This window comes from Ruegeria sp. ABF4_144 (assembly GCF_056160045.1).
The window spans coordinates 240,842-265,458 of record NZ_JBSWWK010000001.1; the positions used below are offsets into that span (position 1 = coordinate 240,842).

Genomic DNA, 24,617 nt, shown 5'->3' on the forward strand with positions numbered 1-24,617 from the left:
TTAGAGACCGCGATTCTGCATCGCGGCAATGATTTTGAATAAAGGAGGCCAACATGGCTCTGGACACCGACAGCGGTATCGCGTCTTACGACGCGCCGGAAAAAGACCTCTACGAGATGGGTGAAATCCCTCCGATGGGGTTTGTGCCCAAGAAAATGTACGCATGGGCGATCCGTAAGGAACGCCATGGTGAACCGGACACCGCGATGGTGCAGGAAGTGGTGGACGTCCCCGAACTGGACAGCCACGAGGTTCTGGTTCTGGTTATGGCCGCAGGCGTTAACTACAACGGCGTCTGGGCCTCGCTGGGTAAGCCGATCTCGCCGTTTGATGGCCACAAGGCCCCGTATCACATTGCTGGTTCGGATGCCTCGGGCATCGTATGGGCGGTGGGCTCGAAAGTAACCCGCTGGAAAGTCGGTGATGAAGTCGTCATTCATTGCAACCAGGACGACGGCGATGACGAGCACTGCAACGGCGGCGACCCGATGTATTCGGACAGCCAGCGGATCTGGGGCTATGAAACGCCGGACGGATCGTTCGCCCAGTTCACCAATGTTCAGGCGCAGCAGTTGATGCCGCGTCCCAAGCACCTGACCTGGGAAGAAAGCGCCTGCTACACACTGACGCTGGCAACTGCCTACCGGATGCTGTTTGGGCACGAGCCGCACGACCTGAAGCCGGGTCAGAACGTTCTGGTCTGGGGTGCATCGGGCGGTCTAGGCTCCTACGCGATCCAGCTGATCAACACCGCGGGCGCCAACGCGATCGGTGTGATCTCTGACGAAAGCAAGCGGGACTTCGTTATGGGGCTGGGCGCCAAAGGCGTTCTGAACCGCAAGGATTTCAACTGCTGGGGTCAGCTGCCCACGGTTAACACGCCGGAATATGCCGAGTGGTTCAAAGAAGCCCGCAAATTCGGCAAGGCCATCTGGGACATTACAGGCAAGGGTGTGAACGTCGATATGGTGTTCGAACACCCGGGCGAAAGCACCTTCCCGGTTTCGACCTTCGTGGTGAAAAAGGGTGGCATGGTTGTGATTTGCGCCGGCACCACCGGCTATAACCTTACCTTCGACGTGCGCTACATGTGGATGCATCAGAAGCGTCTGCAGGGCTCGCACTTTGCACACCTGAAACAGGCCGCCGCCGCGAACCAGCTGATGGTCGAACGTCGCCTGGACCCCTGCATGTCGGAAGTGTTCGCGTGGAACGAACTGCCCGAAGCGCACATGAAGATGATGCGGAACGAGCACAAGCCGGGCAACATGTCGGTTCTGGTGCAGGCTCCGCAGACCGGAATGCGCACTCTGGAAGAGGTTCTGGACGCCCGCGGTTGAATCGCAGGTAGTTAATTCTCTGGCGCCCGCGAATCGGCTTTTCGGTTCGCGGGCGCGTCTTTTTTTGTATTAGGTTTAATCTTTTTAATGGTTTACGGATTTCAGACTCGCTTTTTTTGGGGAGTAGAAACCAGTGAATAGGCTAAAAAACATTGCACATGTTATGGTTGTGTTAACCCTTCGTTAACCGTTTCGGAGAGACCCTGATGGCGCAGAATGAGTGGATACTGGACGTGTTGTCGGACCTCAACGCCTTCGCTGTTGAGAACGGTTTGATTGCCCTGGCCGAGCAGTTGGATGATACCAAGCTGATCGCCGCAGCCGAGATCGCGTCCAAGAAGGCTGAGGTACGGACGCCCGCGGATGGGAACAAATCTCGATATGAGCCAGGTCCTAGAGGACTTGGAAAACACCAGCACGCTTGAAGAACTTAGCAACGTCGCTGTACGGCTTCGTGACAGGCTGAAAGTCGAACACCTTATTTACCACTGGGTCGATGGTGCCGGGGATCAATACGGCTATACGACCTATCCCGATGCCTGGGCCGACCGGTATCAGGAAAAGAACTACCATCGGATCGACCCGGTTATTCTGGGCTGCTTTCAGCGGTTTCATCCTGTTGATTGGAAAACCTTGGACTGGTCCGGCAAGGTGGCCAAAGCTTTTCTGAATGATGCGCAGAGCCACGGTGTGGGCAATCAGGGGTATTCGATCCCGATCCGAGGGCCAAAGGGGCAGTTTGCCCTCTTTACGCTAAACCATACTTGTGACGATGAGGCTTGGCGGAAATTTATCGATCGACATGGTCGCGAACTGATTCTGATTGCGCACTACTTCAATCGTAAAGCGCTGGAATTTGAAAGTGACCGCCAGCCCGATTCTTCGCGCGGTTTGTCACCGCGCGAAGTGGACGCGATGACTTTGCTGGCACTGGGTTATAGCCGCGCGCAGGTTGCCCATTCGCTGTCCATTTCCGAACATACGTTGCGCGTTTATATTGAAAGCGCCCGGGCCAAGCTTGGGGCTCAGAATACCACCCACGCCATCGCCACGGCGCTTAGCCGAGGATTAATAGTGGTTTAACAAGCGCACGCCCCACGAACGGTAATTTAACCATGACTTTGTACCCCCTTCGTTCCTGCACAGGACGACAAGGGGAAAAAAGTCATGTTGCGCTATCTGTTTGCTGATGAGCTCTACAAGTTTCCGGACCTGGCCGACGGAATGTTCCGTGACCGCGCGGATCAGTTCAAGACCCGGCTGGGCTGGGATGTCCACGTCAACGAAAAAGGAGAGGAGCGGGATCAGTATGACGACCTGAACCCTCTGTACGTCATCTGGGAGGAAGAGGATGGCAGCCATGGCGGCTCGATGCGTGTCCTGCCTACAACTGGGTCCGTGATGGTAAACGAGGTGTTTGGACATCTGACCGGCGGCAAACCGATTAAAAGCCCGCTGATTTGGGAGGTGACGCGCTTTTGCCTGTCCCGCACAGCCAGCCCGCATACGGCGGGGGCGATCATGCTCAGTGGTGGTGAAATAATGGAAGGGTTCGGTCTGACCCATATTGCGGGCGTCTTCGATGCGCGGATGATCCGGATCTACCGTCTAATCGGGTCTTCGCCCGTTGTGTTGGGTACCCAAGGGAAGGGGCGCGATCAGATTTCGGTGGGGCTGTGGCCTTATTCGGCCGAAGATTGCAACCGTGTCGCCGAACGCGCGGGTATCCCGCGTGAGCTGTCCCGGCTGTGGTTCAAGACCGCCTTCGGCACCGGACGGCAGCTCCGGTTCGCCTTGTCCGCCTGACCTGCGGAAAAGCCAAATCCCTCTCTGGTGATAGACGGCGCGGCCCTGTAGGGTCGCGCTATGTCTATGCTCCCCGTGACCTTTTCTGAAGATCAGGCCGCCGCCTATGACAGCATCGCCGAGATGCTGCGAACGGCTGGTGTTGACCTGGACGACGACGCCCTTTTGAAACTGCCGGGGGCGGGAAAATCGGGCGTCATGGCGGTGATCGGCAAGGCAGGTTCGGGTAAGACGTTGCTGCTCGCTGAGCTGTATAAAGCTCTGGCCGAAACCGGGGTGCAGATCGTCTCGGGCGATTTCGAAAGTCGCAAGGCGAAGGAAAAGCGCAGCCTCGCAATTCTTGCCCCAACGAACAAAGCCGCCAGCGTACTGCGTCTGCGCGGTGTGCCTGCGACGACCATTCACCGCATCCTTTATACGCCGGTGTATGATCCGGAATATGAACGCATCGCCGAATGGCTGGCGGGCAATGACGAGCGCCCCGAGATCGAAGGTTTGACGGACGAGGCGCTGGACCGCGCCGCGGCGTTCTATGAGAATAACAAGTCCATCCCCGGCGCGTTGGCCGCCGCCGGCTTGCGCGGCTCCGATTTCATCACCGGATGGAAACGCCGGGATGAACCGTTGGATATTGGCTTCGTCGACGAGGCCTCGATGCTGGACGACCGACAGTTCGAGGACCTGCAAGAGATTTTCCCAACCCTTCTGTTGTTTGGCGATCCGGCCCAGCTTGCCCCGGTCAATCAATCCGGCAGCATGGTGTTTGAGGCTCTGCCCGAGCCGCGCAAGCAGATCCTGCACCGGGTTCACCGGCAGGATGCGGACAACCCGATCCTTGACCTTGCCCATGCGCTGGCCGATCCGCAGATGGGGTTCGAGGATTTCGAGCGGCTGATCGAACAGACCGCTCGAAAAGATGACCGTGTGGTCTGGGGACAGCGGGTTGAGGTCGATCTGATGGCGCGCAGCCCTGTGCTGGTCTGGCGCAACGCCACGCGTATTCGTCTGATCCAGGCCTTCCGGCACGTTCACGGCGCGCCGGATACCGAGTTGCTGGAAGGCGAGCCGCTGATCTGCGACGGAATCGAATTGCCGCTGAAACACCGTAAGAAACGGCTGGACCTTGAGGCGCGTGGACTGATCAAGGGCGCTCAGGTCATCTATCTGGGGCCGGGGCGCAAGCCGGGGTTCTCGCGGTTGCACGTGATGGGGGCCGAAGATCCGCAGGTCAGCGCCGCCTCCATCGTCAAGATTGAAAAGCCGGATGAGGAAGAGCCCTTCATCCCTTTTGCCGCGCGCATGGGCGCCACCTTTCTGCATGGCGCGGCTGTGACCATTCATAAGGCGCAGGGTTCACAATGGGACACGGTGCAGGTCTTTGCGCCAGACATCTATGCCGCTGCCCGTATGGGTCGGACTGAGGCTGGACAGCCGCTGTGGAAGCGCCTGGCCTATGTGGCTATCACCCGCGCGCAAGAGCGCTTGATCTGGGTGGTACGCAATCGTCTGGCCAAACCCACCCATCCGCTGCGTGTGGATGATTTGCGTGCCGTCCCGGCGGCATCGCTGACACTGGAGGCCGAAGAGACATGAGCACCATCATCGTAACCGGCGCAAGCTCGGGCATCGGGCGGGCTACGGCGGAACTGTTTCTGGCCGAAGGTTGGACGGTTGGTCTGCTGGCCCGCAGCGCCGATAAACTGCACCAGATGGCCTCGGGCCACGACACTGCCATCCCTCTGGCCGCGGATGTGACCGACCCGGATGCGGTTAAGGATGCGTTCCAAATCTTTCAGGACAAGGCCGGCCGTCTGGACGTGCTTTTCAACAATGCCGGTATCTTTGCGCCCGGTGGCACCATTGACGAGATCGCGCTGGAGGACTGGTACCAAAGCGTCAACGTCAACCTGAACGGCATGTTCCTGAGTGCGCGCGAGGCGTTCCGGATTATGCGCCGCCAATCGCCGCAGGGCGGGCGCATCATCAACAACGGCTCGATTGCCGCCTATGTACCGCGCCCGAACTCGGTGCACTACTCAGCCACGAAACATGCCATCACCGGCCTGACCCGCAGCCTGTCACTGGACGGGCGGGAGTTCGGCATCGCTTGCGGTCAAATCGATATCGGCAATGCGCGCACGCAGATGGTGCAAGGGCTGGTGGATGCGGCGGTCGAGGCCGGGCAGCAACCCGACCCGACAATGGCCGTCGAAGACGCCGCGCGCTCGGTGTTGCATATGGCCAGCCTTCCGCCCGAGGCCAATGTGCAGTTCATGACCGTGATGGCCACGACGATGCCCTATATCGGCCGCGGATAGGCGTTAATTCTCGCGCAGCAACCGGAATGCGGTGGAGGCACCCCAACCGGCCGCAATGGCAATCACCAAAGACATTAGCCCGTACCAGACCGGTTGTTGGCGGGAGAGGTTGTAGAGGAACCGCTCCAACCCCACCTTGCGCACGTCGATGGTGGTCTCGAACTGCGAGATGACCTGTTTGCCGCGGGTCAGGAAAATACGCGCCTTGTAATCGCCTTCTGTCAGATCGGCGGGCATTGCGATTGAAGTGCGGAACAGGGTTTGTTCGTCCACCGCCACAGTGTTTTCGCGGATCGAATACAGCCCCTCATCCTCGCGGATGCGCACCACAGCATCCGCGAAAGACTGCGCGCCACGGATATGCATCGCTGCCCCAACCGAGCGGATGGCCCGTTCGATCGAGATGCGATAGCGCAGGTCCTCAGTATCCGAGAGGATGTCATCCAGCGGCCCGCTGGTTGCGACGGCGTAAAAGCTGGGCGCGAGGTCAACCAGAACGCTGTCGGTGTTGACCCAGATCCCTAGTTTGCGATCTTTGCGCCGGACCATTACCGGACTGGACGGCCCGGCCACGGCCACGATCACCTCAAGCGGTGGGCCGGGCGGAATCGGTGTTTCCCGTTTGACGGCTCCAAAGATCAGGATTTCCGAGCCGTCAAAGGTAGCGGTGATGGCAACGCGATCCTGGCTGAGACCCAGCACAACCTGTTCGTCCACGGCAAAGGCGGGGGTGCAGCACAGGATCAGCAGGGCAATCAGGCGTTTCAGCATGATCAGTGGCCCCCTTCGCTGCCGAGGGAGTAGAGCTCGGACGGTTCAATCAGCAGGTCCAGCGCCAGCTTGCCGCAGACAACCAGAACCAATGCGGCCAGAAGAACCCGCAGCTGTTCCGCAGGCATTCGCGCGCCGATGACCGTACCGATCTGTGCGCCCACGACGCCCCCGACCAGCAGTAGAACCGCCAGAACGATGTCGACCGTATAGTTGGTGGTGGCGTGCAGCATGGTGGTGAAGGCCGTCACGAAGATGATCTGAAACAGCGAAGTGCCAACCACAACCTTGGTGGGCATCCCCAGCAGGTAGATCATCGCCGGCACCATGATAAAGCCGCCACCGACCCCCATGATTGCCGACAGAACACCGACGCACAGGCCAACCATCATCGGCGGAATAACCGAGATATAGAGGCCCGAGGTGCGAAAGCGCATCTTGAACGGCATAGCGTGAACCCAGCCGCGCTGACGGCGTTTTGCAGGGGCACCACCGCCCTTTTTAGCCTTGCGCAACGCCCGCAGGCTTTCGATGAACATCAGGCTACCGACGACGCCAAGGAAGACGACGTAACACAGCGTGACCAGCAGGTCGACCTGGCCCAGACTTTTGAGATAGTTGAACACCACCACGCCAAGGGCCGCGCCTATTAAGCCTCCGGTCAAAAGGACAGTGCCCATCCTCAGATCCACCGTCTTTCGTCGGAAATGCGCTAAGACGCCGGAAAAGGACGAGGCGACGATCTGGTTGGCTTCGGTGGCGACTGCGACGGCGGGAGGAATGCCGATGAAGAACAGCAGCGGTGTCATCAGGAACCCGCCGCCTACGCCGAACATGCCGGACAGGATACCGACCATCCCGCCCAGCCCCAACAGAAGAAAGGCATTAACGGAGACTTCGGCGATAGGAAGGTAAATCTGCATATGGAATTACCGGATGAGAGTGGCCGCGCCACTTTGGGTGACCCGGGTAGTCTCAAACCATAGGGGTGAGGCGATAATGCGGCGCACCGGGGACAAACCCCGCAACCACATGGCGAATATCGAACGTTCGGGCAGGCCCGCGAAGATTCGATTTGGCTGATACGAAGAAAGACACCCAAACAGCGGGCGCTCTTGTGTTTCCGGCATCCTGATGTGGGAAAATCCGATCTGGGCTATCACAGGAAACACACTCATACCCCTTTAGAGCGGTTGCCGCATGCAAAATCAACTCTGCATGCGGCACTGCGGCGAACTGGACCGACAGGAGTCCGAAACTGGACCTGTCAACGCTCTTTTACATAGGGCTCGCCGCCGGCGCGCGGTGGCACGGCTTTGCCAACGAACCCGGCCAGAATGACAACGGTCAGGATATAGGGCAGGGCGTCCATGACCTGCACCGGGATGATGACGCCGCCCAGATCGATGTTCTGGAACCGCAGCGCAATCGCCTGCAACAGACCGAACAACAGACAGGCGCCCATCGCATGCCAAGGCCGCCATTTCGCAAAGATCAGCGCGGCCAACGCGATGAACCCACGTCCGGCGGTCATTTCCTTGACGAAACCAGCCTGCAGGGCGGTGGCCAGATACGCCCCCGCGATCCCGCACAGTACGCCGCAAATGGCGACGGCAGCAAAGCGTAGGCCAACGACGGACACACCGGCAGTATCCACGGCTGCCGGGTTTTCACCAACGGCGCGAAGACGTAGGCCGAACCGGGTGCGGTATAGAATCCACCACGTCAGCGGAACCATCAGGAACGCGACATAGACCAGAATGGAGTGGCCCGAGAGCAGTTCGGAATAGATCGGGCCAATCACCGGAACATCACTCAGCGCGTCGGCGAAGGGGAAATTAATCGGCTCAAACCGGCCTCCGCCAAACAAAGATGGGGTACGACCCCCCTGTTTGAACCAGCTTTGCGCGATTAGCACCGTCAGGCCCGAGGCCAGAAAGTTGATGGCAACGCCCGAAATAAGCTGGTTGCCGCGGAAAGTGATCGAAGCCACCCCGTGCAACGCCGAAAGGAGCAGCGACGCCCCGATCCCGGCCATAAGGCCCAGCCAGACCGACCCGGTCACAGCGGCCACGGCGGCCGAGAAAAACGCCGACATCAGCATCTTGCCTTCAAGGCCAATGTCGAAAATACCTGCGCGTTCGGAATAAAGCCCCGCCAGACAGGCCAGCAGCAGCGGCGTGGCCAGACGGATCGTCGAATCGAGGACCTGGATGAGGGTAACGAAGAACTCCATCACTCTGCCCCCTTCTTCCGCAGGCTCAGGAACAGTTTTTCAAGCGGCATCCTGACCATGTTGTCCAACGCTCCAGTGAACAGGATCACCAGTGCCTGAATGACCACGATCAGCTCACGCGGGATCGAGGTCCACAGCGCCAGCTCGGCGCCGCCCTGATAGAGGAAGCCGAACAGCAACGCCGCCAGGAACACGCCGAAGGGATGCGAGCGCCCCATCAGCGCCACGGCGATACCGATAAAGCCCGCGCCTTCAGTGGAGTTGAGGACAAGCCGTTCCGCCTCACCCATCACGTTGTTAATAGCCATCATGCCTGCCAGCGCACCCGAGATCAGCATCGCGACGATGGTGATGCGCACGGGCGAAATCCCGGCATAGACAGCGCCAGTTTCGGAATGTCCATAGGCACGGATTTCATAGCCCAGCCGCGTGCGCCAGATCAGCGCCCAGACCACGACGCAGGCCAGGACAGCCACGAAGAACGAGATATTCGCAGGCGCACCGCGGAAAACCACGTTTTCAGCGGTCGAGAACATGGACTGGAAGGTCGGCAGATGCACCGCTTCGGGGAAGCGCGCCGTCGCCGGGTCTTGCGAGCCCTGAGGGCGCATCACGTTGACCAGCATATAGTTCAGGAAGGCGGCGGCGATGAAGTTGAACATGATCGTGGTAATCACGATATGGCTGCCGCGTTTGGCCTGCAGATAGGCCGGGATAGCGGCCCACGCGGCGCCGAACAGAGCGGCACCCAGCCCTGCGGCCAGCAATGCAATACTCCAATGCGGCCAATCAATGTAGAGGCACACCATGGCAACACCAAGCCCGCCCAGCATTGCCTGGCCCTCACCGCCGATGTTGAAAAGTCGAGCGTGGAAGGCCACGGCCACAGCCAGCCCAGTGAACATGAAATTGGTCGCATAGTAGAGCGTGTAGCCCCAGCCATAGGTAGACCCCAGCGCGCCGGTAACCATAAGGTTCACCGCCTCAACCGGGTTTTCACCGATGGCGAGGATCACCAGTGCTGAAAGGAGTGTGGCCAACAACAGGCTGATCAGAGGAATCAGCACTACGTCAGCCCATTTGGGCATTTTGTCCATCTTACGCGGCCTCTCCCGCAACACCGGCCATCAGCAGGCCCAGTTCTTTTTCATCTGTCTCATGGGGCAGGCGCTCGCCCATGATATGTCCGTCAAACATCACTGCGATCCGGTCGGACAGTGAGAAGATCTCTTCCAGTTCCACCGAGACCAAAAGGATCGCCTTGCCCTGATCGCGCAGGGCGACGATCTGTTTGTGAATGAACTCGATCGCGCCGATGTCCACGCCACGTGTGGGTTGCCCGACCAGTAGCAGGTCCGGGTTCCGTTCGATCTCGCGTGCGACGACGATTTTTTGCTGGTTACCGCCCGAGAAACTTTTGGCCGTCAGCCAGCCATTCGGCGGGCGCACGTCGAATTTTTCGATTTTGGCTTCTGTGTCGGCGCGCAGGGCGGCGTTGTCCATGAAGATGCCGCGTTTGTAGGCCGGGTCGCGGTGATAGCCGAAAGCAACGTTCTCCCACGCGTGGAAGTCCATGATCAGACCTTCGCGCTGACGGTCCTCAGGCACGTGGGCGATGTGCTGCGCACGACGGGCTTGGCCGTCTGACCCTGCACCGCTCAGGGCCAGAGGTGCGCCGTCCAGCTTGATCGAGCCCTGGCCCGGGCGCATCCCGCCCAACACCTCAAGCAATTCCGATTGGCCGTTGCCTGCAACACCGGCGATGCCGACGATTTCTCCGGCCCGTACGGTCAGATCGATGCCCTTGACCCGCTCGACGCCTGCGGAATCGAAAACACGCAGGTTTTCGACCTCAAGAATGGGTTTTCCTGGCTTCGCAGGCACCTTGTCGACCTGCAGCAGCACCTTGCGGCCGACCATCAGTTCGGCCAACTCCTCGGGGCTGGTCTCGGCGGTTTTGACGGTTGCCGTCATCTGACCTCGCCGCATCACCGAGACGGTGTCAGTGTTTTCCATAATCTCGCGCAGTTTATGCGTGATTACGATAATTGTTTTCCCCTCGGCCCGCAGTCGGTCGAGGATGCGGAACAGCTGATCCGCCTCAGCCGGGGTCAGAACGCCGGTCGGCTCATCAAGAATCAGGATCTCGGCCTTGCGGTACAGCGCTTTCAGAATTTCGACCCGCTGCTGCATCCCCACGCCGATCTCATCGATACGCTTGTCGGGGTCGACGAACAGTTCGTATTCTTCTTCCAGTTCTTTCAGTTCTTTGCGGGCCTTGGACAGGGAAGGGGCCAGCAGCCCGCCATCTTCAGCGCCCAGAACGATGTTTTCCAGAACGGTGAAATTCTCAACCAGTTTGAAATGCTGGAACACCATCCCGATGCCGGCCGCAATTGCTGCCTGACTGTCGGGGATGTCGGTCTTAGTGCCGTTGATCCAAATCTCACCTTTGTCGGCTTTGTAGAAACCGTAGAGAATGCTCATCAGCGTGGATTTGCCCGCACCGTTTTCACCGATGATCCCGTGGATCGTGCCGGGGGCGACGCTGATGGAAATGTCTTTGTTGGCCTGAACCGGCCCAAAGGCTTTTGAAATCCCTTTGAGCTCAATGGCGGGGACGGTCATGTCTTGTCCTCAGATTGCCGAAGGGCCGCGCGGATCGCGGCAGAGTGGAGGCGAGGCGGAGGTCAAACCCCCGCCCCGCGCGATATCAGAACTGCAGTGCCGGGCAGCTGTCGTTCTCGTAATAGCTGACAACGCTGACATTGCCGTCGATGATGTCCTGACGGGCTTTTTCAACGGCTGCCTTCATCTCATCCGAGACCAGTTCAGCGTTGTTTTCATCCATTGCAACGCCAACACCTTCTTCGGCCAGACCCATGGCGAATACGCCGGTTTCCAGATCATCGCCTGCATTCATCGCGTCGTAAACGGCGACGTCAACGCGTTTCAGCATCGAGGTCAGAACCTTGCCCGGGTGCAGGTGGTTCTGGTTGCTGTCCACGCCGATCGACAGGATACCTTCGTCTGCAGCTGTCTGCAGAACGCCAACGCCGGTGCCACCAGCCGCGGCATAAACCACGTCAGCGCCCTGGCTGATCTGAGCCTTGGTCAGCTCAGAACCCTTAACCGGGTCATTCCAGGCCGCCGGGGTGGTGCCGGTCATGTTTGCGACAACGTTGATATCAGGGTTCACGGCCTTGGCGCCTTGCGCGTAACCGCAGCCGAAGTGGCGGATCAGCGGAACGTCCATACCGCCGATGAAGCCGATGGTGCCGGATTCCGATGCCATCGCGGCCATCATACCGACTAGGTACGAGCCTTCATGCTCGGCAAAACCAACCTGACGCAGGTTCGGCGCGTCCAGCCAGTTCACATCAACCACTACAAACTTCGTGTCGGGGTAATCACCGACAACCGTGCTGAGCGGATCAGCCATTGCAAAACCCATGGTGATGATCGGGCTCAGGCCAGCTTCGGCAAAGCGGCGCAGGGCCTGTTCGCGCTGGGCTTCGGATTGCAGTTCGATCTCGCGATAGGTGCCGCCGGTTTCTTCGGCCCAACGGGACGCGCCATTATGCGCAGCTTCGTTGAACGACTTGTCGAACTTGCCGCCCAAGTCAAAGATCAGGGCCGGTTCGGCCAGCGCCGCACCAGCAGTCAGTGCGACAGCGGCGGCAGCGCCCATCAAGGATTTCATCAGGGTCATTTCATACTCCCGTTTGTTATTGTCGGTTGGGGACACGTTAGCCCCGATTACCCACTGTGAGCGAGCATAACTATTGTGATGGCGGGAATTAAGGGCGTTTGCAACAGGCCGGGTCAACTGATTTTTGACCGGTTGGTCGAAAAAGCCTCAGATTGACGCTCAGGTCAGGTCACATTCCATGACGATCGCATCGATTTTTTCAACGTTTTCAGTTGTATAGTAGTCTTTTCGCAGGCCGCACTGCGTGTATCCGCATCGCTGATAGAGCGCGATTGCAGGGTGGTTGTCTGCCGCAACATCCAAAAACGCGCGTGTTGCGCCCAATTTTCGGGCTTTCGCGTGCCACTCCTGCATGGATTTCAGCGCCAAACCCTGCCGTTGATGGCTGGGATGAGTGGCAATCGTCAGCAATTCGGCCTCGTCGGCAATGACCTGAAACAGGGCAAAAGACTCAGCATTTCCAACAGTATGGGTGAACCGGTTGCCCAGCAGATCGGCAAATTCCCGATCCGACCATGGACGCGACTGGATAAAGGCCGCCGCGTGGATATGGGCCATGTCCTGAGGGGTCATCCGTCCAGCAAAACGGGTGGCGTGTCTTTTGACGGGGCCGCATCCGCAGGCCGCACATAAAGCGGGGCTGGGGGCGTGGTAACGCTCTGCCAGTTTTGCGCTGCCAGCCGGGCGATGGCCCGCACCTGCGCGTCTGCGTCATCATTCAGGTTCAGGGGTCCGAGTGATTCTGCCTGTTCCTGCGTCATCAAGGCCGGATCTTGTCCGGGCAGCGCGACATAGACCTGTTCGCGAGGGGCGCGGATCGCGGGCAGCCCGTCTCCGGTTTCAGCCAATGCGTCAAAACCCGAGACGCCCACGGCCGGAATACCAAGACCCAGCGCCAGCCCCCGCGCGGCTGATACCGAGATACGGATGCCGGTGAAATTTCCTGGCCCAATCCCAACGCCAATGGCCGTCAGGTCTCGCCAAGTGCAGTCGGCTTCGGCCAGAACCTCTTCCAGCAGCGGCATTAGCCGCTCGGCCTGACCACGTGTCATGGGTTCGGTGCGGGAGACAAGGATGCCGTCACCCCGCAACAAAGCGGCCGCGCAATGCGCGGCCGATGTATCAAACGCCAGAATCAGCGAGTCAGACGGCAACGGGGCGTACCTCGGTCACCTCTGGGATGTAGTGGCGCAGCAGGTTCTCGATCCCCATTTTCAGCGTCAGGGTCGAGGACGGGCAACCCGCGCAGGCACCCTGCATGTGCAGGTAAACAACGCCGCGGTCAAACCCGTGAAAGGTGATGTCACCCCCATCCTGAGCGACCGCCGGACGCACGCGGCTGTCCAGCAGGTCTTTGATCTGGTTGACGATTTCCGCGTCCTCGCCGGTATGTTCGGCGTGGCCCGAAGCGGGTTGAGCATCCGATCCCAGCACCGGCTGGCCGGACTGGAAATGCTCCATCACCGCGCCCAGAACAGCAGGCTTAATGTGGTCCCACTGTACATCGTCCGATTTGGTCACGGTCACGAAGTCATTGCCCAGAAATACGCCGGTCACTCCGCTGACCGCAAAGATGCGCTTGGCCAGGGGCGATCTCTCGCCAGCTTCCGCCGTAGGGAAGTCTGCAGTTCCGGCCTCCAGAACGATCTGGCCGGGCAGGAATTTCAGCGTTGCGGGGTTCGGCGTGGATTCGGTCTGGATGAACATGTCGCGGCTCCGTTTCAGTTGTGACTGATATGCGGGTCCGGGCCGGGGAAGTCAAGATTTGGAACGGTTCTAAATTTCGGCAGCCAATCGCATGGCCTCATCCAACCGGTCATCGCCCCAGAACAGCTCATCCCCTACCAGAAAGCTCGGGGCTCCGAAAATCCCCTTGGTCTGAGCCGTTTTCGTCTGTTCGATCAGGGCGGCCTTGATGTCTGGGTCCTGACAACGGGCCAGCGTTTCGGCAGGCAGGCTGGCCTGCGACAGGCAATCAATCAGCACATCATCGTCCGAGATGTTCTGGCCATCGACAAATTCCGCAGCATAAACGGCGCGCACAAATGCGGCCCTTTGCGGTTGGGCATCAATCGACAATACCAGCCGCGCGGCTTTCAGGCCATTTTGCGGAAAGGGATCAGGACGGGTGAACGGCAGCCCGCGCTGCGCCGACAACCTCTCCATATCACGCCACATATAGCGCCCTTTGGCTGGGTAGATGTTGAACGGAGAGTTGTCCCAGCCCTGCGCGGCAAAAATCGGGCCCAGCAAAAAAGGATGCCATTCGACCGAGACCCCGTGCTGCGCTGCCAGATCCTCGATCCGCACCGCGCTGAGATAAGAATAGGTCGAGGCGAATTCGAACCAGAACTGGATGCTGCGCGACATGGGTGGCCCTCAGGTAATCTCTTCCAGCTTTTCCTTGCTCAGGTCGCCGGGAACGATGGTGATCGGGATCGGCAGGTTGCCCGAGTTTTTGGTCAACTGTGTTACCAGCGGGCCGGGGCCTTTCTTTTCAACGCCTGCGCCCAGCACCAGAACCCCGATTTCCGGGTCGGACTGAACATGTTCGATGATCTGTGGAACCGGGTCGCCTTCGCGGATGGCCAGTTCCGGGTCTACACCCTGCTTGTCGCGCATCCACTTGGCGAACACTTCGTAATGGGCGTGGATACGCTCGCGCGCTTCTTCGCGCATCACTTCGGCTACACCGATCCAGTGGTTGAACTCATCCGGTGGGATGACCGACAAGATGGTCACGCCGCCCCCGGTATGGGCGGCCCGCATTGCGGCAAAGCGCATCGCGTTCAGGCATTCGCGACTGTCATCCAGAACGACCAGAAATTTGCGCATGAAGAGTCCTTCGGTTATTTCAGGCGATCATGCCCGACCAGATGCACCGTGGCAACCAGAGCCTAGCGTTCGCTTGCGGCCCAGTCCCAATACATTTCGCGCGCACGGCGGGCGATGGGTCCGACCTGATATTGGGTGTCTTCGATTGCAGTGACCGGGGTGATCTTGCTCATGTTGCCGGTCATGAAGACCTCATCGGCCTTATGGAAATCTTCAAAGCTGAGGATGGCTTCGTGCACTGTAACGCCATCGGCGCGAAGGTTCTTGATGTGGCGCGCGCGGGTGATTCCGGCCAGAAAGGTGCCGTTGGGGGTGGGCGTGAAAACCTCTCCATCCCGGACCATGAAGATATTGGCGGTTGCGGTTTCGGCCACATGGCCTAAGGCGTCGGCAACCAGCGCATTGGAAAAACCGTTTGCGCGCGCCTCTTGCAGCATACGCGCGTTGTTGGGGTACAGGCACCCGGCCTTGGCGTTCACCACCGAGGATTCCAGAACCGGGCGGCGGAATCGCGTGTATCCCAGCGTGGCAGAGGCGGTTTCAGGGGCCATCGGAATCTCTTCCAGACAGATCGCAAATCCGGTGCTGTTTTCCTGTGGAACGATGGCGGTCGCGTCGCCGTCGATACCCCAATACATAGGGCGGATATAGACAGCTGCTTCGGGGCCAAAGGCCTCCAGCCCCTCGCGGACAATCTCGACCATCTGTTGAGTCGTCACGGAAGGCGTCAGCATCAGCGCTTCGGCCGAGCGGTTCACTCGGGCGCAATGCGGCTCAAGGTCTGGGGCCAAGCCGTCGAAATAGCGCGCGCCGTCGAAGACCGACGACCCCAGCCATGATCCATGATCGGCGGCCCGCATGATCGGGGCGTTCCCGTCATGCCATTGACCTTCGAAATAGGTGCGGATGTTCTTGCCAACTGCCATGACGCCCTCCCAAGCTTTCGCGCAAACCTAGGAAGGCGTTGAGGCAAGGTCCAGAGCAATCAGCCCTGTTTTGCACCAACCATGCCCACGATTTCGTAGGTCTGTTGCAGGATCGGGGCCGCAATCGCCCGCGCTTTTTCTGCGCCTTTGGCCAGAATCTGGTCGATCTCGGCCTCTTCCCCCATCAGGCGGGCCATTTCGGACGAAATCGGCGCCAGTTTCGAAACCGCCAGATCGGCCAGCATCGGCTTGAATTCACCGAACTGTTTGCCGCCCACCTCGGCCAGAACCTGCTCGGCCGTCTGGTCGCTGAGAGCGGCATAGATGTTTACCAGATTGCGTGCCTCGGGGCGTTCCGACAGACCGTCGATTTCCGAGGGCAGGGCGTCTGGATCGGTCTTGGCCTTGCGGATTTTCTTGGCGATGGCGTCGGCGTCATCGGTCATGTTGATGCGAGTCATGTCGGACGGGTCCGAGGACGACATCTTGCGCGTGCCGTCGCGCAGGTTCATCACGCGCGGCGCAGGGCCACCGATCACCGGCTCGGTCACGGGGAAGAAATCGACACCATAGTCATGGTTGAACTTGATCGCGATGTCGCGGGTCAGCTCCAGATGCTGTTTCTGATCCTCGCCCACTGGTACATGCGTTGCGTGATAGGTCAGAATATCTGCCGCCATCAACGCCGGGTAGGCGAACAGGCCCAGCGAGGCGTTCTGAGCATTCTTACCCGCCTTATCCTTGAACTGTGTCATCCGCTGCATCCAGCCCATCCGGGCGATACAGTTGAAAATCCAGGCCAACTGCGTGTGCTCTGCCACCTGGCTTTGGTTGAACAAGATCGATTTCTCAGGATCCAATCCGGCAGCGATGAAGCCCGCACAAACCTCGCGGGTTTTCTCGCGCAGACGGGCCGGGTCTTGCCAAACGGTGATCGCGTGCAGGTCGACCATGCAATAGATGGTCTCGAACTCAGGTCCCTGCATATCCACAAAACGCTTGAGCGCACCCAGATAGTTGCCTAGGTGCAGGTTTCCCGAAGGCTGGATGCCGGAAAACACGCGCGGCGTGAACTTGGTTTCGGTCATCGAAGGGAACTCCCGTCTGGAAAAATAAGCCCCCGTCGCTTACCCATGAGGCCAAGGGACGTCAACAGCCGCGAAAGGCCAGCCCAATGAGCAGTGAGAATTATACACCCGCCGTGAACCCTCTGCCGCCTGTGGTGGTGGCTTTGGTCCTGTTCATCATGGGGGTGGAACTAGCTTTCACGCTTGGCGCGCGTGGTCTGGTCGGCGGGCCGTCCGCCGTGGGTTGGCGGCTAGATGCATTGCAAAGCTATTCCTTCTCGCCCGACATCTTCGACTGGATGGTGGAAAATGGACGCTGGCCGTTTGAACATGTGATCCGGTTTGTGACCTACCCGTTTGTATCTGGCAGCTTCACGCAGGCCATCTTTGTCTGCGTTTTCCTGCTGGCGATGGGCAAGATGGTGGCTGAGGTCTTTGGCGGGTTTCAGATGCTGGTGGTCTTTGTGTTGTCTGGTGTGGGCGGCGCGCTGGCCTATGCCCTGCTGCTGGACCCGAACTACCCGCTGGTGGGTGGGTTCCCGCCGGTCTACGGCCTGATCGGCGCGTTCACATGGCTGCTGTGGCGCAAGCTGTCGCTGGTCGGGGAGAACCAACACAGGGCCTTTGGCCTGATCGCTGCATTGATGGGTATCCAACTTGTGTTTGGTCTGCTGTTTGGCGGGACCTCGGATTGGGTGGCCGATCTGGGCGGGTTTGCGACTGGCTTTGGCCTGTCCTTCTTTCTGGCGCCGGGCGGATGGGCGCGGATCGTGCGGCGTATCCGCCGCGACTGATCACGACCGGCGCAGGGCTTTTCTAAACTCGGATACTTCGAACGCGCCGAACAGGTGGCCGAGGAAGAAATACGAGGCCGCCGCGACCTTAATCAGAATGATCAGCGCCAGATAACGCCATCCGGGCAGCTCGAAGGTCCAGCCAAACAGGTGGATGGCTGCGTAAAGAACGACGCCCATGCCCAAAGATGCCGCCACGATACGCCATGCCCGGCGTTTGAATCTGGCGTCGAACCGGGCCTCTTCGCCCATGCGACGTGCACCAATAGCTAAAAGGGCGACCATGGCCCAACCAGCGGCCGAGGCCGCAATGGCAGGGGCGATCCATCCCACCAGCGGATAAAGGCCAAAGGCCAGACCGGCATTCACGATCATTGCGACAATGGCATAGTGGAAGGGCCTCCGGGTGTCCTCGCGGGCAAAGAACAACGGCTGAAGCAGTTTTTGCAGCATGAAGGCAGGCAGGCCGATCCCATAGACGGCCACTGCCAGCGCCGTCGCCGTCGTGTCTTCGGCGCTGAATTGACCGCGCTCGAACAGGACTGAGACAATCGGGTTTGGCAGAATCACGAAAGCTACGGTCGAGGGGATGGTCAGCAGAAGGGTGAATTCTCCGGCGCGGGAAAAGGCGTTGCGGGCACCGTCTTTGTCCCCGGCGCGCAGCCGCCTCGACAGGTCGGGCAACAGAACGATACCAACCGCAATGCCTACCACCCCCAAGGGCAATTGATACAGCCGATCCGCCGCAAACAGCCAACTCACCGCCTTTTCGGTTTTCGAGGCCACAAGCTGCCCCACCACCAGATTGACCTGCGTGACACCCATGGCGAGTGCCGCCGGAACGGCTATGCGGACCATATGGCGCATCTCGGGGCTGAGTTTCGGCAACCCGGGCCGGATGCGAATCCCTGCACGTTCGGTCGCAACCCAAACCAACGCCAGTTGCGCAACCCCGGCCAGCGGGATGACAGTGATCAGCCAGCGGATCGCATCGCCGTCCATGGCTGCCGCAGCAATCAGGGCCGTGCAGGCAAAAATGTTCAGCAAAACAGGCGCAGCGGCGGCAGCGGCAAAGCGGCCGGTGGCGTTCAGAACGCCAGAAAACAGCGCCGCCAACGACATAAACAAGATGTAGGGGAAGACTACGTAGCCGTAATCCACCGCCAGATCGAACCGTTCGTCGCCATGAAACCCCTCGGCCGTGATCCAGACCAATGCGGGCATGAACACCATCGCCAGCCCGACCAGGGCCAGTACCGCCACGGCCAGCAGGTTGAACGCATCCTGCGCGAAGGCTTCGGCATTCTCGTCCCCCTCTAGTCGTTTGGAAAACATCGGCACAAAAGCGGCGTTAAAAGCACCTTCGGCAAAGAACCGGCGAAACATGTTGGGCAGGCGGAAGGCGGCGACAAAGGCGTCCATCACCGGCCCCGGCCCGATATAGGCGGTTAACAGGATTTCCCGCAGGAAACCCAGTATGCGACTGGCCAGCGTCCAGAAGCCGACCGTGAACAGGCCTGAAAACAGCCGGATCTGCTTCATGAGGCCGCGCGCTCGGCGCCCTCGGTGATGGCACTACGCAGCTTGCCCTCAAGCGTGCGCTGTTTGCTTTCCGAATGGTACTTCAGCCCGAACATGTCCTTGACGTAAAACGTGTCTACCACCTGCTCGCCATAGGTCGCGATCACGGCGTTCGCGATATAGACATTGGCCGCAGCCAAAGTGCGTGTCAGATCGTACAGCAGGCCGGGACGGTCGCGTGTATCGACCTCGATGATCGTGTAAATCTCGGACCCATCGTTGTCGAAGGTGATATGGGTCGGCACGTTAAAGGCACGTTCGCGTTTTTTGATCTTGTCACGCGATTTCAGCGCTTCGCGAGCCACGACCTCACCCTTCAGCGTCTTGTGGATCATCTGGGTCAGACGCGGAAGGCGACTGGCCTCGAAGGGGTGGCCTTCGGCATCCTGAATCCAGAACGCGTCGGTCACATAGCCGTCCTTGGTGGTGTAGCTGCGTGCATCCACCACGTTCGCCCCCACCAGCGCCAGAGCCCCCGCGATGCGTGCGAAAATCCCCGGATGGTCGCCCATCGCGAAACAGGCTCGGGTAGCATCGCGGTCTTCGTCGGGGTGCAGGCGGATTTCCATATCGCCCGGATCACCGCTGTGTTCCAGGGTCCGCAGCATCTCGGCAAATTCCACATGGGTCGACAGGTTCAGACCCTGCCAATAGGGCGGATAATGCCGGCCGGTCTCGGTTTTGAGATCCGCCTTGGACCAATCGGCCAATTCCGCGCGCAGCGCCTTTTTGGCCTCGGTACCGCGATTGGCGCGGTTAAGGTCTTCCATCCCGGTTTCAAGCGCGCGCTTGGTTTCGGCATGCAAAGCCCGAAGCAGGGTGGCCTTCCAATTGTTCCACGTATTCGGCCCGACGCCGCGAATGTCGCAGACCGTCAGCACCGTCAGCAGGTCAAGCCGCTTGACCGTCTTCACCGCCTTGGCGAAATCGCGCACCGTGCGTGGGTCAGAGATATCGCGCTTCTGCGCCATGTCCGACATCAGCAGGTGATAGCGCACCAGCCATTCCACGGTTTCCGAATCCGCCTTGTTCAGACCCAGCCGAGGCGCCACCTTGCGTGCGATCTGCGCACCGAGGATCGAGTGGTCTTCGGGCCGCCCCTTGGCGATGTCGTGCAGCAGCAAGGCGACATACAGCACCTTGCGATTGACACCACCCTTCAGAATCGACGAGGCCAGAGGCAGCGATTCCACCAGCTCTCCGCGTTCTATCTGGGCCAAGTTCACGATGCACTGGATGGTGTGCTCATCGACCGTATAGCTGTGATACATATTGAACTGCATCATCGCCACGATGTGCTCAAACTCGGGCAAAAAGGCTGACAGAACACCCAGTTCGTTCATCCGCCGCAGGGCGCGTTCGGGGTTGCCATGTTTCAGCATCAGATCAAGGAAGATACGCCGCGCTTCCTTGTTCTCGCGCATTTCTTCGTCGATCAGGTTCAGGTTGGCACTGACCAGACGCATCGCATCCGGGTGGATCAGCATGCCCGTCCGCAGCCCCTCTTCGAACAGGCGCAGCATGTTCAGCTTGTCGGCCAGAAAGGTTTCGGGATCGGCCACGTCCAGGCGACCGTGCACGACCGAATAGCCCGCTTTGACACGTGGACGGCGGCGGAAGATGCGCTCCAGCAGGGGGGCGCCCTTCATATGCGTCGCTTCCAGCTTGGTCAGGAAAATGCGCGTCAGCTCACCCACCCGTGTAGCCTCGCGGAAATAGCGCTGCATGAAGACTTCGACGCCGCGACGGCCGGCACGGTCCTCGTAACCCATGCGGGCGGCAACTTCGACCTGCATGTCAAAGGTCAGTTGTTCCGTAGCACGCCGGGTGACCAGATGAAGATGCGAGCGAACGGCCCAAAGGAAATCTTCGGCCTTTACGAAGGTCTCGAACTCATCCGGTGTGAATAGGCCCAGTGGCACCAGTTCGGCCACATCCTGAACGCCATAGATGTATTTTGCGATCCAGTAGAGTGATTGCAGATCGCGCAGGCCACCCTTGCCCTCTTTGACGTTGGGCTCGACCATATAACGCTGGCCTTGCTTCTTGTGGCGCTCGTCGCGTTCCTGCAGCTTCGCTTCGATGAATTGCCGCTCGCTGCCTTTGAACAGATCGGATTTCAAGCGGGTTTCCAGTTCAGCCGCAAGGTCCTTTTCCCCGGCCAGATAACGCTGTTCCAGCATAGCGGTACGGATTGTGAAATCCTCGGTGCCCAGCCGCAGGCAGTCCTTGATGGTGCGCGAGGAATGACCAACCTTCAGCCGTAGATCCCACAGGATGTAGAGCATGGATTCGATCACGCTCTCAGCCCAGGCAGTGATCTTGTAAGGCGTCAGAAACAGCAGATCGACATCGGAGGCTGGTGCCATCTCACCCCGCCCATAGCCACCCACGGCCATCACGGCGATCTTTTCTCCCTGCGTCGGCGTGGCCAGAGGGTGCAACACTTTGCTGGAGACCTGCATCGCCGTGCAGACCAGCCCGTCGGTCAGATATGTATAGGAATGGGTCAGCGGCCGCGCGTCAAAGGGGCGCTTGGCAAAAGCATCAGCGATGGCCTGACGCCCGGCTTTCTGGGCGTCACGCAAAACGCGCACGGTTTCACTCCGCCGTGCGCCATTTTCCGAGGTTGTTTCGAAGGCTTCCGACAGCTGCGCCATGACGGCGGCGCTGTCGAATATTTCATCGGCCGGGCAGATCAACTCACCCTTCGGGGTGAGTGTCAGCACCGGTTGATCAGAAACCGGCGCCTGTGAAGCTTTGTGGGGCAGGGTCAATCACTACTACCTGTTTATTCTGGATCGTGGCCACAGCCAGACCGCGTTCATTCGTACCGTTCGGGCGTAGGCGGAAAATGCCGCCAACGCCTTGGAATCCGGCGTTCTGTGTCAGTGCCGAGGCGGTCAGTGCATTGGATTTGCCCTGACTGACAAGTGCTGCGATGGCCGCGATGCCGTCATAGGCAAGGCCGCTGATCGGATGTGGGGCTTCGCCATAAGTGGCGTTGTACCGTTGGCGGTAGGCTTGTGCCTTGGACGGGTCAGGCAGCGCGAACCAACCGCCCTGTACGCCGGGTAGGTCCAGTGTCTGCGGTGGGATATCCCAGCGTGTCAGGCCGATATACTGTGTGTTCGCCGTGGAAACGCCGGCCTCGGGCAGCAATTGGGTGAACAAGGGTAAGGCTCCAGCCGTGGTTGCGGTCAGGAACAGGGAATCCGCGCCCGACGCGTCTACGGTGGCTTTGACAGATGGCACCGCGTTGATCACACCCTGCTGCGACCGGTCGTAGCCGACCGAGCCCGCGTTGTTTACGCGGCTGCTGACAAGCGCATTTGCAATGGCGCTCTGGCCCAGCTGGCCAGCGGCATCGTTGCTGTGAATGATGACCATGTTGTTCTTGCCCTGCGATCCGGCAAAGCTGACCAGTCGATTGGCCGTGTTGTCGAATGTCGGGCCAAGCACGAAGACATTGCCGCCCGCGATGCTGGTGTTGTTCGAGAAGGATAGAACGTTGACGTTGTTGTTCAGCACGGCCAGGCCAGCGGAGTTTGCCGCTTGTGCATAGACCGGACCCAAAATGATCTTCGCCCCGTCGGCAACCGCGCGCTGCGCAACCTCGGCGGCCGTGTTCGAGCTGCCGCGGGTGTCATAGACCCGAAGATCGATTTTAACGTTCTGCAGGTCGGCCATCGCCAAACGGGCTGCGTTTTCAAGGCTGCGTGCCAGCGCTGCGTCACCCGATTGACCCGACCCGGCGGGCACCAGCAGGGCAACAGGGACCGGTTCAGACGTGTTGATCGACGGCCCACCGCCGATACCCGTGGTTTCACAGGCGGTCAGAAACGCGGCGGTTGCAAGTACGGCGGCGGTACGCGCCAGCTTGCGAACGGGCTTGCAAACGGTAAACATCTGAATGAAAACTCCCTGTCCCGGCGGCTTGGGATACCACCTATCTATTGTGCCGCGATAATAAACGTCACGCAGTGAGGGTCCAGCTTTGAATTTCCAAAAAGTCAGATTGGGCGCCGGCCTGTATTTTGTTGCCACTCCGATAGGAACGGCCCGCGACATCACGCTCAGGGCGCTGGATGTGCTGGCCTCGGCCGATGTGATTGCCGCCGAAGATACTCGTAGTCTGCGCCGGTTGATGGAGATTCACGGCGTCCCGCTCGAGGGGCGGCGCATACTGGCCTATCACGATCACAGCGGCGCCGGTGCGCGTGGTAAGATTCTGGATGCGCTGAGCGAAGGAAAATCAGTCGCCTACGCGTCCGAGGCCGGAATGCCGCTGATCGCTGATCCGGGATACGATTTGGGTCGACAGGCGGCCGAGGCCGGACATGTGGTGACCTGCGCGCCGGGGCCATCCGCGGCTTTGATGGCGCTGACGTTGGCCGGGTTGCCGACGGATGCGTTCTTTTTTGCAGGGTTTCTGCCTAATGCCACAGGTGCCCGCCGAACACGGATCGAAGCGCTGCGTGACGTGCCCGGCACGTTGGTGTTGTACGAATCGCCGAAACGTGTCGCGGCCTGTCTGTCAGATCTGGCTGACGTGCTGGGGGAAAACCGCCCCGCCGCGATGTGTCGCGAGTTGACCAAAAAGTTCGAAGAGGTCAGGCGCGGGTCTTTGGGTGAACTTGCGGAGGAACTACAAGGGCAGACGGTCAAAGGTGAGATTGTCTTGTTAGTAGATCGCGGTCATTCTGAAACTGTTAACGACTCCGACATAGAAGAGGCTTTGAAGCGGGCCTTGGAAACGCATTCGGTGCGGGACGCGGCGGATTTGGTGTCCGAGATGTACAAGCTGCCGCGCCGTCCAATTTACCAAAAGGCCCTAAAACTGGGAAAGGGATGACATGACCGCACGATCCGTCCGAAGTTCGGTTTCCTATCACGCCGGACAGGCGGCGGAACAGCAGGTCGCATCCGAGTATGAACGGCGCGGATTCTTAATCGCACATCGCCGCTGGCGCGGCTCCGGGGGGGAGATCGACCTGATCGCCCGCAACGCGTATGGCGTTGTCTTCATCGAGGTCAAGAAAAGCTCAAGTTTCGAGACGGCTGCAGGCCGGATCAGCCGCCGCCAGATGGACCGAATCTACGCCTCTGCTGCTCAGTTTCTGGAAACCGAACCCAATGGACAGCTGACCAATGCCCGGTTTGATGCGGCACTGGTGGACGCTTCGGGGGCTGTTCAAATCATCGAAAACGCCTTTGGTCAGGCTTGATCC

The 24,617-nt window shown here is 59.7% G+C and carries 25 protein-coding genes; 9 read left to right on the forward strand and 16 right to left on the reverse strand.

Annotation, left to right across the window (positions count from 1 at the left end; genetic code table 11):
* Window positions 1-53: 53 nt before the first annotated feature.
* The 6 genes from ccrA (at window position 54) to ACXAGD_RS01255 (ending at window position 5,464) form a co-directional block, all read left to right on the forward strand.
* Window positions 54-1,340: a crotonyl-CoA carboxylase/reductase gene (gene ccrA, locus ACXAGD_RS01230; protein ID WP_475208011.1), complete on the forward strand. Its 1,287-nt coding sequence runs from the start codon at window positions 54-56 to the stop codon at window positions 1,338-1,340.
* A gap of 206 nt (window positions 1,341-1,546) precedes the next feature.
* Complete coding sequence (locus ACXAGD_RS01235) at window positions 1,547-1,765, forward strand: hypothetical protein (RefSeq protein WP_475208013.1); 219 nt, start codon at window positions 1,547-1,549, stop codon at window positions 1,763-1,765.
* Window positions 1,704-2,423 (forward strand): helix-turn-helix transcriptional regulator, encoded by a 720-nt coding sequence (locus ACXAGD_RS01240; protein ID WP_475208015.1) that lies wholly within the window; start codon window positions 1,704-1,706, stop codon window positions 2,421-2,423. Before ACXAGD_RS01235 ends, ACXAGD_RS01240 begins: the two co-directional genes overlap by 62 nt.
* Window positions 2,424-2,507: 84 nt before the next feature.
* Complete coding sequence (locus tag ACXAGD_RS01245) at window positions 2,508-3,146, forward strand: acyl-homoserine-lactone synthase (protein ID WP_475208016.1); 639 nt, start codon at window positions 2,508-2,510, stop codon at window positions 3,144-3,146.
* A 60-nt stretch (window positions 3,147-3,206) separates the two neighbouring features.
* Window positions 3,207-4,739 (forward strand): ATP-dependent DNA helicase, encoded by a 1,533-nt coding sequence (locus tag ACXAGD_RS01250; protein WP_475208017.1) that lies wholly within the window; start codon window positions 3,207-3,209, stop codon window positions 4,737-4,739.
* Entirely contained in the window at window positions 4,736-5,464 is a 729-nt protein-coding gene (locus ACXAGD_RS01255) for an SDR family oxidoreductase (RefSeq protein WP_475208018.1), read from the forward strand. The genes ACXAGD_RS01250 and ACXAGD_RS01255 overlap by 4 nt, the downstream gene beginning before the upstream one ends.
* Before the next feature lie 3 nt (window positions 5,465-5,467).
* Here the strand turns inward: ACXAGD_RS01255 and ACXAGD_RS01260 are convergent, their stop codons facing one another.
* The 13 genes from ACXAGD_RS01260 to trpS form a co-directional block, all read right to left on the reverse strand.
* Window positions 5,468-6,235, reverse strand: coding sequence for a TIGR02186 family protein (locus ACXAGD_RS01260; protein WP_475208019.1), 768 nt, complete (start codon window positions 6,233-6,235; stop codon window positions 5,468-5,470).
* A 2-nt stretch (window positions 6,236-6,237) separates the two neighbouring features.
* On the reverse strand, window positions 6,238-7,158 hold the full coding sequence (locus ACXAGD_RS01265) for a sulfite exporter TauE/SafE family protein (protein ID WP_475208021.1): 921 nt from the start codon (window positions 7,156-7,158) through the stop codon (window positions 6,238-6,240).
* A gap of 344 nt (window positions 7,159-7,502) precedes the next feature.
* Complete coding sequence (locus ACXAGD_RS01270; protein WP_475208022.1) at window positions 7,503-8,471, reverse strand: ABC transporter permease; 969 nt, start codon at window positions 8,469-8,471, stop codon at window positions 7,503-7,505.
* Window positions 8,471-9,568 carry an ABC transporter permease gene (locus ACXAGD_RS01275; RefSeq protein ID WP_475208023.1) on the reverse strand — a complete coding sequence of 366 codons (1,098 nt, stop codon included), beginning with the start codon at window positions 9,566-9,568 and terminating at the stop codon, window positions 8,471-8,473. The genes ACXAGD_RS01270 and ACXAGD_RS01275 overlap by 1 nt, the downstream gene beginning before the upstream one ends.
* Window position 9,569: 1 nt before the next feature.
* The gene (locus ACXAGD_RS01280; protein ID WP_475208024.1) at window positions 9,570-11,099 is read right to left on the reverse strand and encodes an ABC transporter ATP-binding protein; all 1,530 of its coding nucleotides are present in this window, start codon (window positions 11,097-11,099) and stop codon (window positions 9,570-9,572) included.
* An 85-nt stretch (window positions 11,100-11,184) separates the two neighbouring features.
* Window positions 11,185-12,183 carry a BMP family lipoprotein gene (locus ACXAGD_RS01285; protein WP_475208025.1) on the reverse strand — a complete coding sequence of 333 codons (999 nt, stop codon included), beginning with the start codon at window positions 12,181-12,183 and terminating at the stop codon, window positions 11,185-11,187.
* A 159-nt stretch (window positions 12,184-12,342) separates the two neighbouring features.
* Window positions 12,343-12,756, reverse strand: coding sequence for a GNAT family N-acetyltransferase (locus ACXAGD_RS01290; RefSeq protein WP_475208026.1), 414 nt, complete (start codon window positions 12,754-12,756; stop codon window positions 12,343-12,345).
* Window positions 12,753-13,337, reverse strand: a complete 585-nt coding sequence (gene tsaB, locus ACXAGD_RS01295; protein WP_475208028.1) for a tRNA (adenosine(37)-N6)-threonylcarbamoyltransferase complex dimerization subunit type 1 TsaB — start codon at window positions 13,335-13,337, stop codon at window positions 12,753-12,755. The genes ACXAGD_RS01290 and tsaB overlap by 4 nt, the downstream gene beginning before the upstream one ends.
* Window positions 13,327-13,890 (reverse strand): NifU family protein, encoded by a 564-nt coding sequence (locus ACXAGD_RS01300; protein ID WP_475208029.1) that lies wholly within the window; start codon window positions 13,888-13,890, stop codon window positions 13,327-13,329. The genes tsaB and ACXAGD_RS01300 overlap by 11 nt, the downstream gene beginning before the upstream one ends.
* A 69-nt stretch (window positions 13,891-13,959) precedes the next feature.
* Window positions 13,960-14,553 carry a DsbA family protein gene (locus ACXAGD_RS01305; RefSeq protein ID WP_475208030.1) on the reverse strand — a complete coding sequence of 198 codons (594 nt, stop codon included), beginning with the start codon at window positions 14,551-14,553 and terminating at the stop codon, window positions 13,960-13,962.
* 9 nt (window positions 14,554-14,562) lie between these two features.
* A complete protein-coding gene (locus ACXAGD_RS01310; RefSeq protein WP_475208031.1) occupies window positions 14,563-15,018 on the reverse strand; it encodes a universal stress protein in 456 nt (151 codons plus the stop codon).
* Window positions 15,019-15,080: 62 nt separating this feature from the next.
* Window positions 15,081-15,944, reverse strand: coding sequence for a branched-chain amino acid aminotransferase (locus ACXAGD_RS01315; RefSeq protein WP_475208032.1), 864 nt, complete (start codon window positions 15,942-15,944; stop codon window positions 15,081-15,083).
* Between the two features lie 59 nt (window positions 15,945-16,003).
* A complete protein-coding gene (gene trpS, locus ACXAGD_RS01320; RefSeq protein WP_475208033.1) occupies window positions 16,004-17,032 on the reverse strand; it encodes a tryptophan--tRNA ligase in 1,029 nt (342 codons plus the stop codon).
* Between the two features lie 86 nt (window positions 17,033-17,118).
* Here trpS and ACXAGD_RS01325 point away from each other — a divergent pair, with 86 nt between their 5' ends.
* Window positions 17,119-17,805 (forward strand): rhomboid family intramembrane serine protease, encoded by a 687-nt coding sequence (locus ACXAGD_RS01325; protein ID WP_475208034.1) that lies wholly within the window; start codon window positions 17,119-17,121, stop codon window positions 17,803-17,805.
* Here the strand turns inward: ACXAGD_RS01325 and murJ are convergent, their stop codons facing one another.
* From murJ to ACXAGD_RS01340, 3 genes are read right to left on the reverse strand one after another with little or no spacing between them, the layout of a single operon-like run.
* Window positions 17,806-19,347, reverse strand: a complete 1,542-nt coding sequence (gene murJ / locus ACXAGD_RS01330; protein WP_475208035.1) for a murein biosynthesis integral membrane protein MurJ — start codon at window positions 19,345-19,347, stop codon at window positions 17,806-17,808. It abuts the gene before it with no gap.
* Window positions 19,344-22,163: a [protein-PII] uridylyltransferase gene (locus tag ACXAGD_RS01335; RefSeq protein ID WP_475208037.1), complete on the reverse strand. Its 2,820-nt coding sequence runs from the start codon at window positions 22,161-22,163 to the stop codon at window positions 19,344-19,346. Before ACXAGD_RS01335 ends, murJ begins: the two co-directional genes overlap by 4 nt.
* Window positions 22,123-23,295: a penicillin-binding protein activator gene (locus tag ACXAGD_RS01340; RefSeq protein ID WP_475208038.1), complete on the reverse strand. Its 1,173-nt coding sequence runs from the start codon at window positions 23,293-23,295 to the stop codon at window positions 22,123-22,125. Before ACXAGD_RS01340 ends, ACXAGD_RS01335 begins: the two co-directional genes overlap by 41 nt.
* A gap of 88 nt (window positions 23,296-23,383) precedes the next feature.
* Between ACXAGD_RS01340 and rsmI the strand changes: the two genes are divergently transcribed.
* Complete coding sequence (gene rsmI, locus ACXAGD_RS01345) at window positions 23,384-24,241, forward strand: 16S rRNA (cytidine(1402)-2'-O)-methyltransferase (protein WP_475208040.1); 858 nt, start codon at window positions 23,384-23,386, stop codon at window positions 24,239-24,241.
* 1 nt (window position 24,242) lies between these two features.
* Complete coding sequence (locus tag ACXAGD_RS01350; protein ID WP_475208041.1) at window positions 24,243-24,614, forward strand: YraN family protein; 372 nt, start codon at window positions 24,243-24,245, stop codon at window positions 24,612-24,614.
* The last annotated feature ends 3 nt before the right edge of the window (window positions 24,615-24,617 follow it).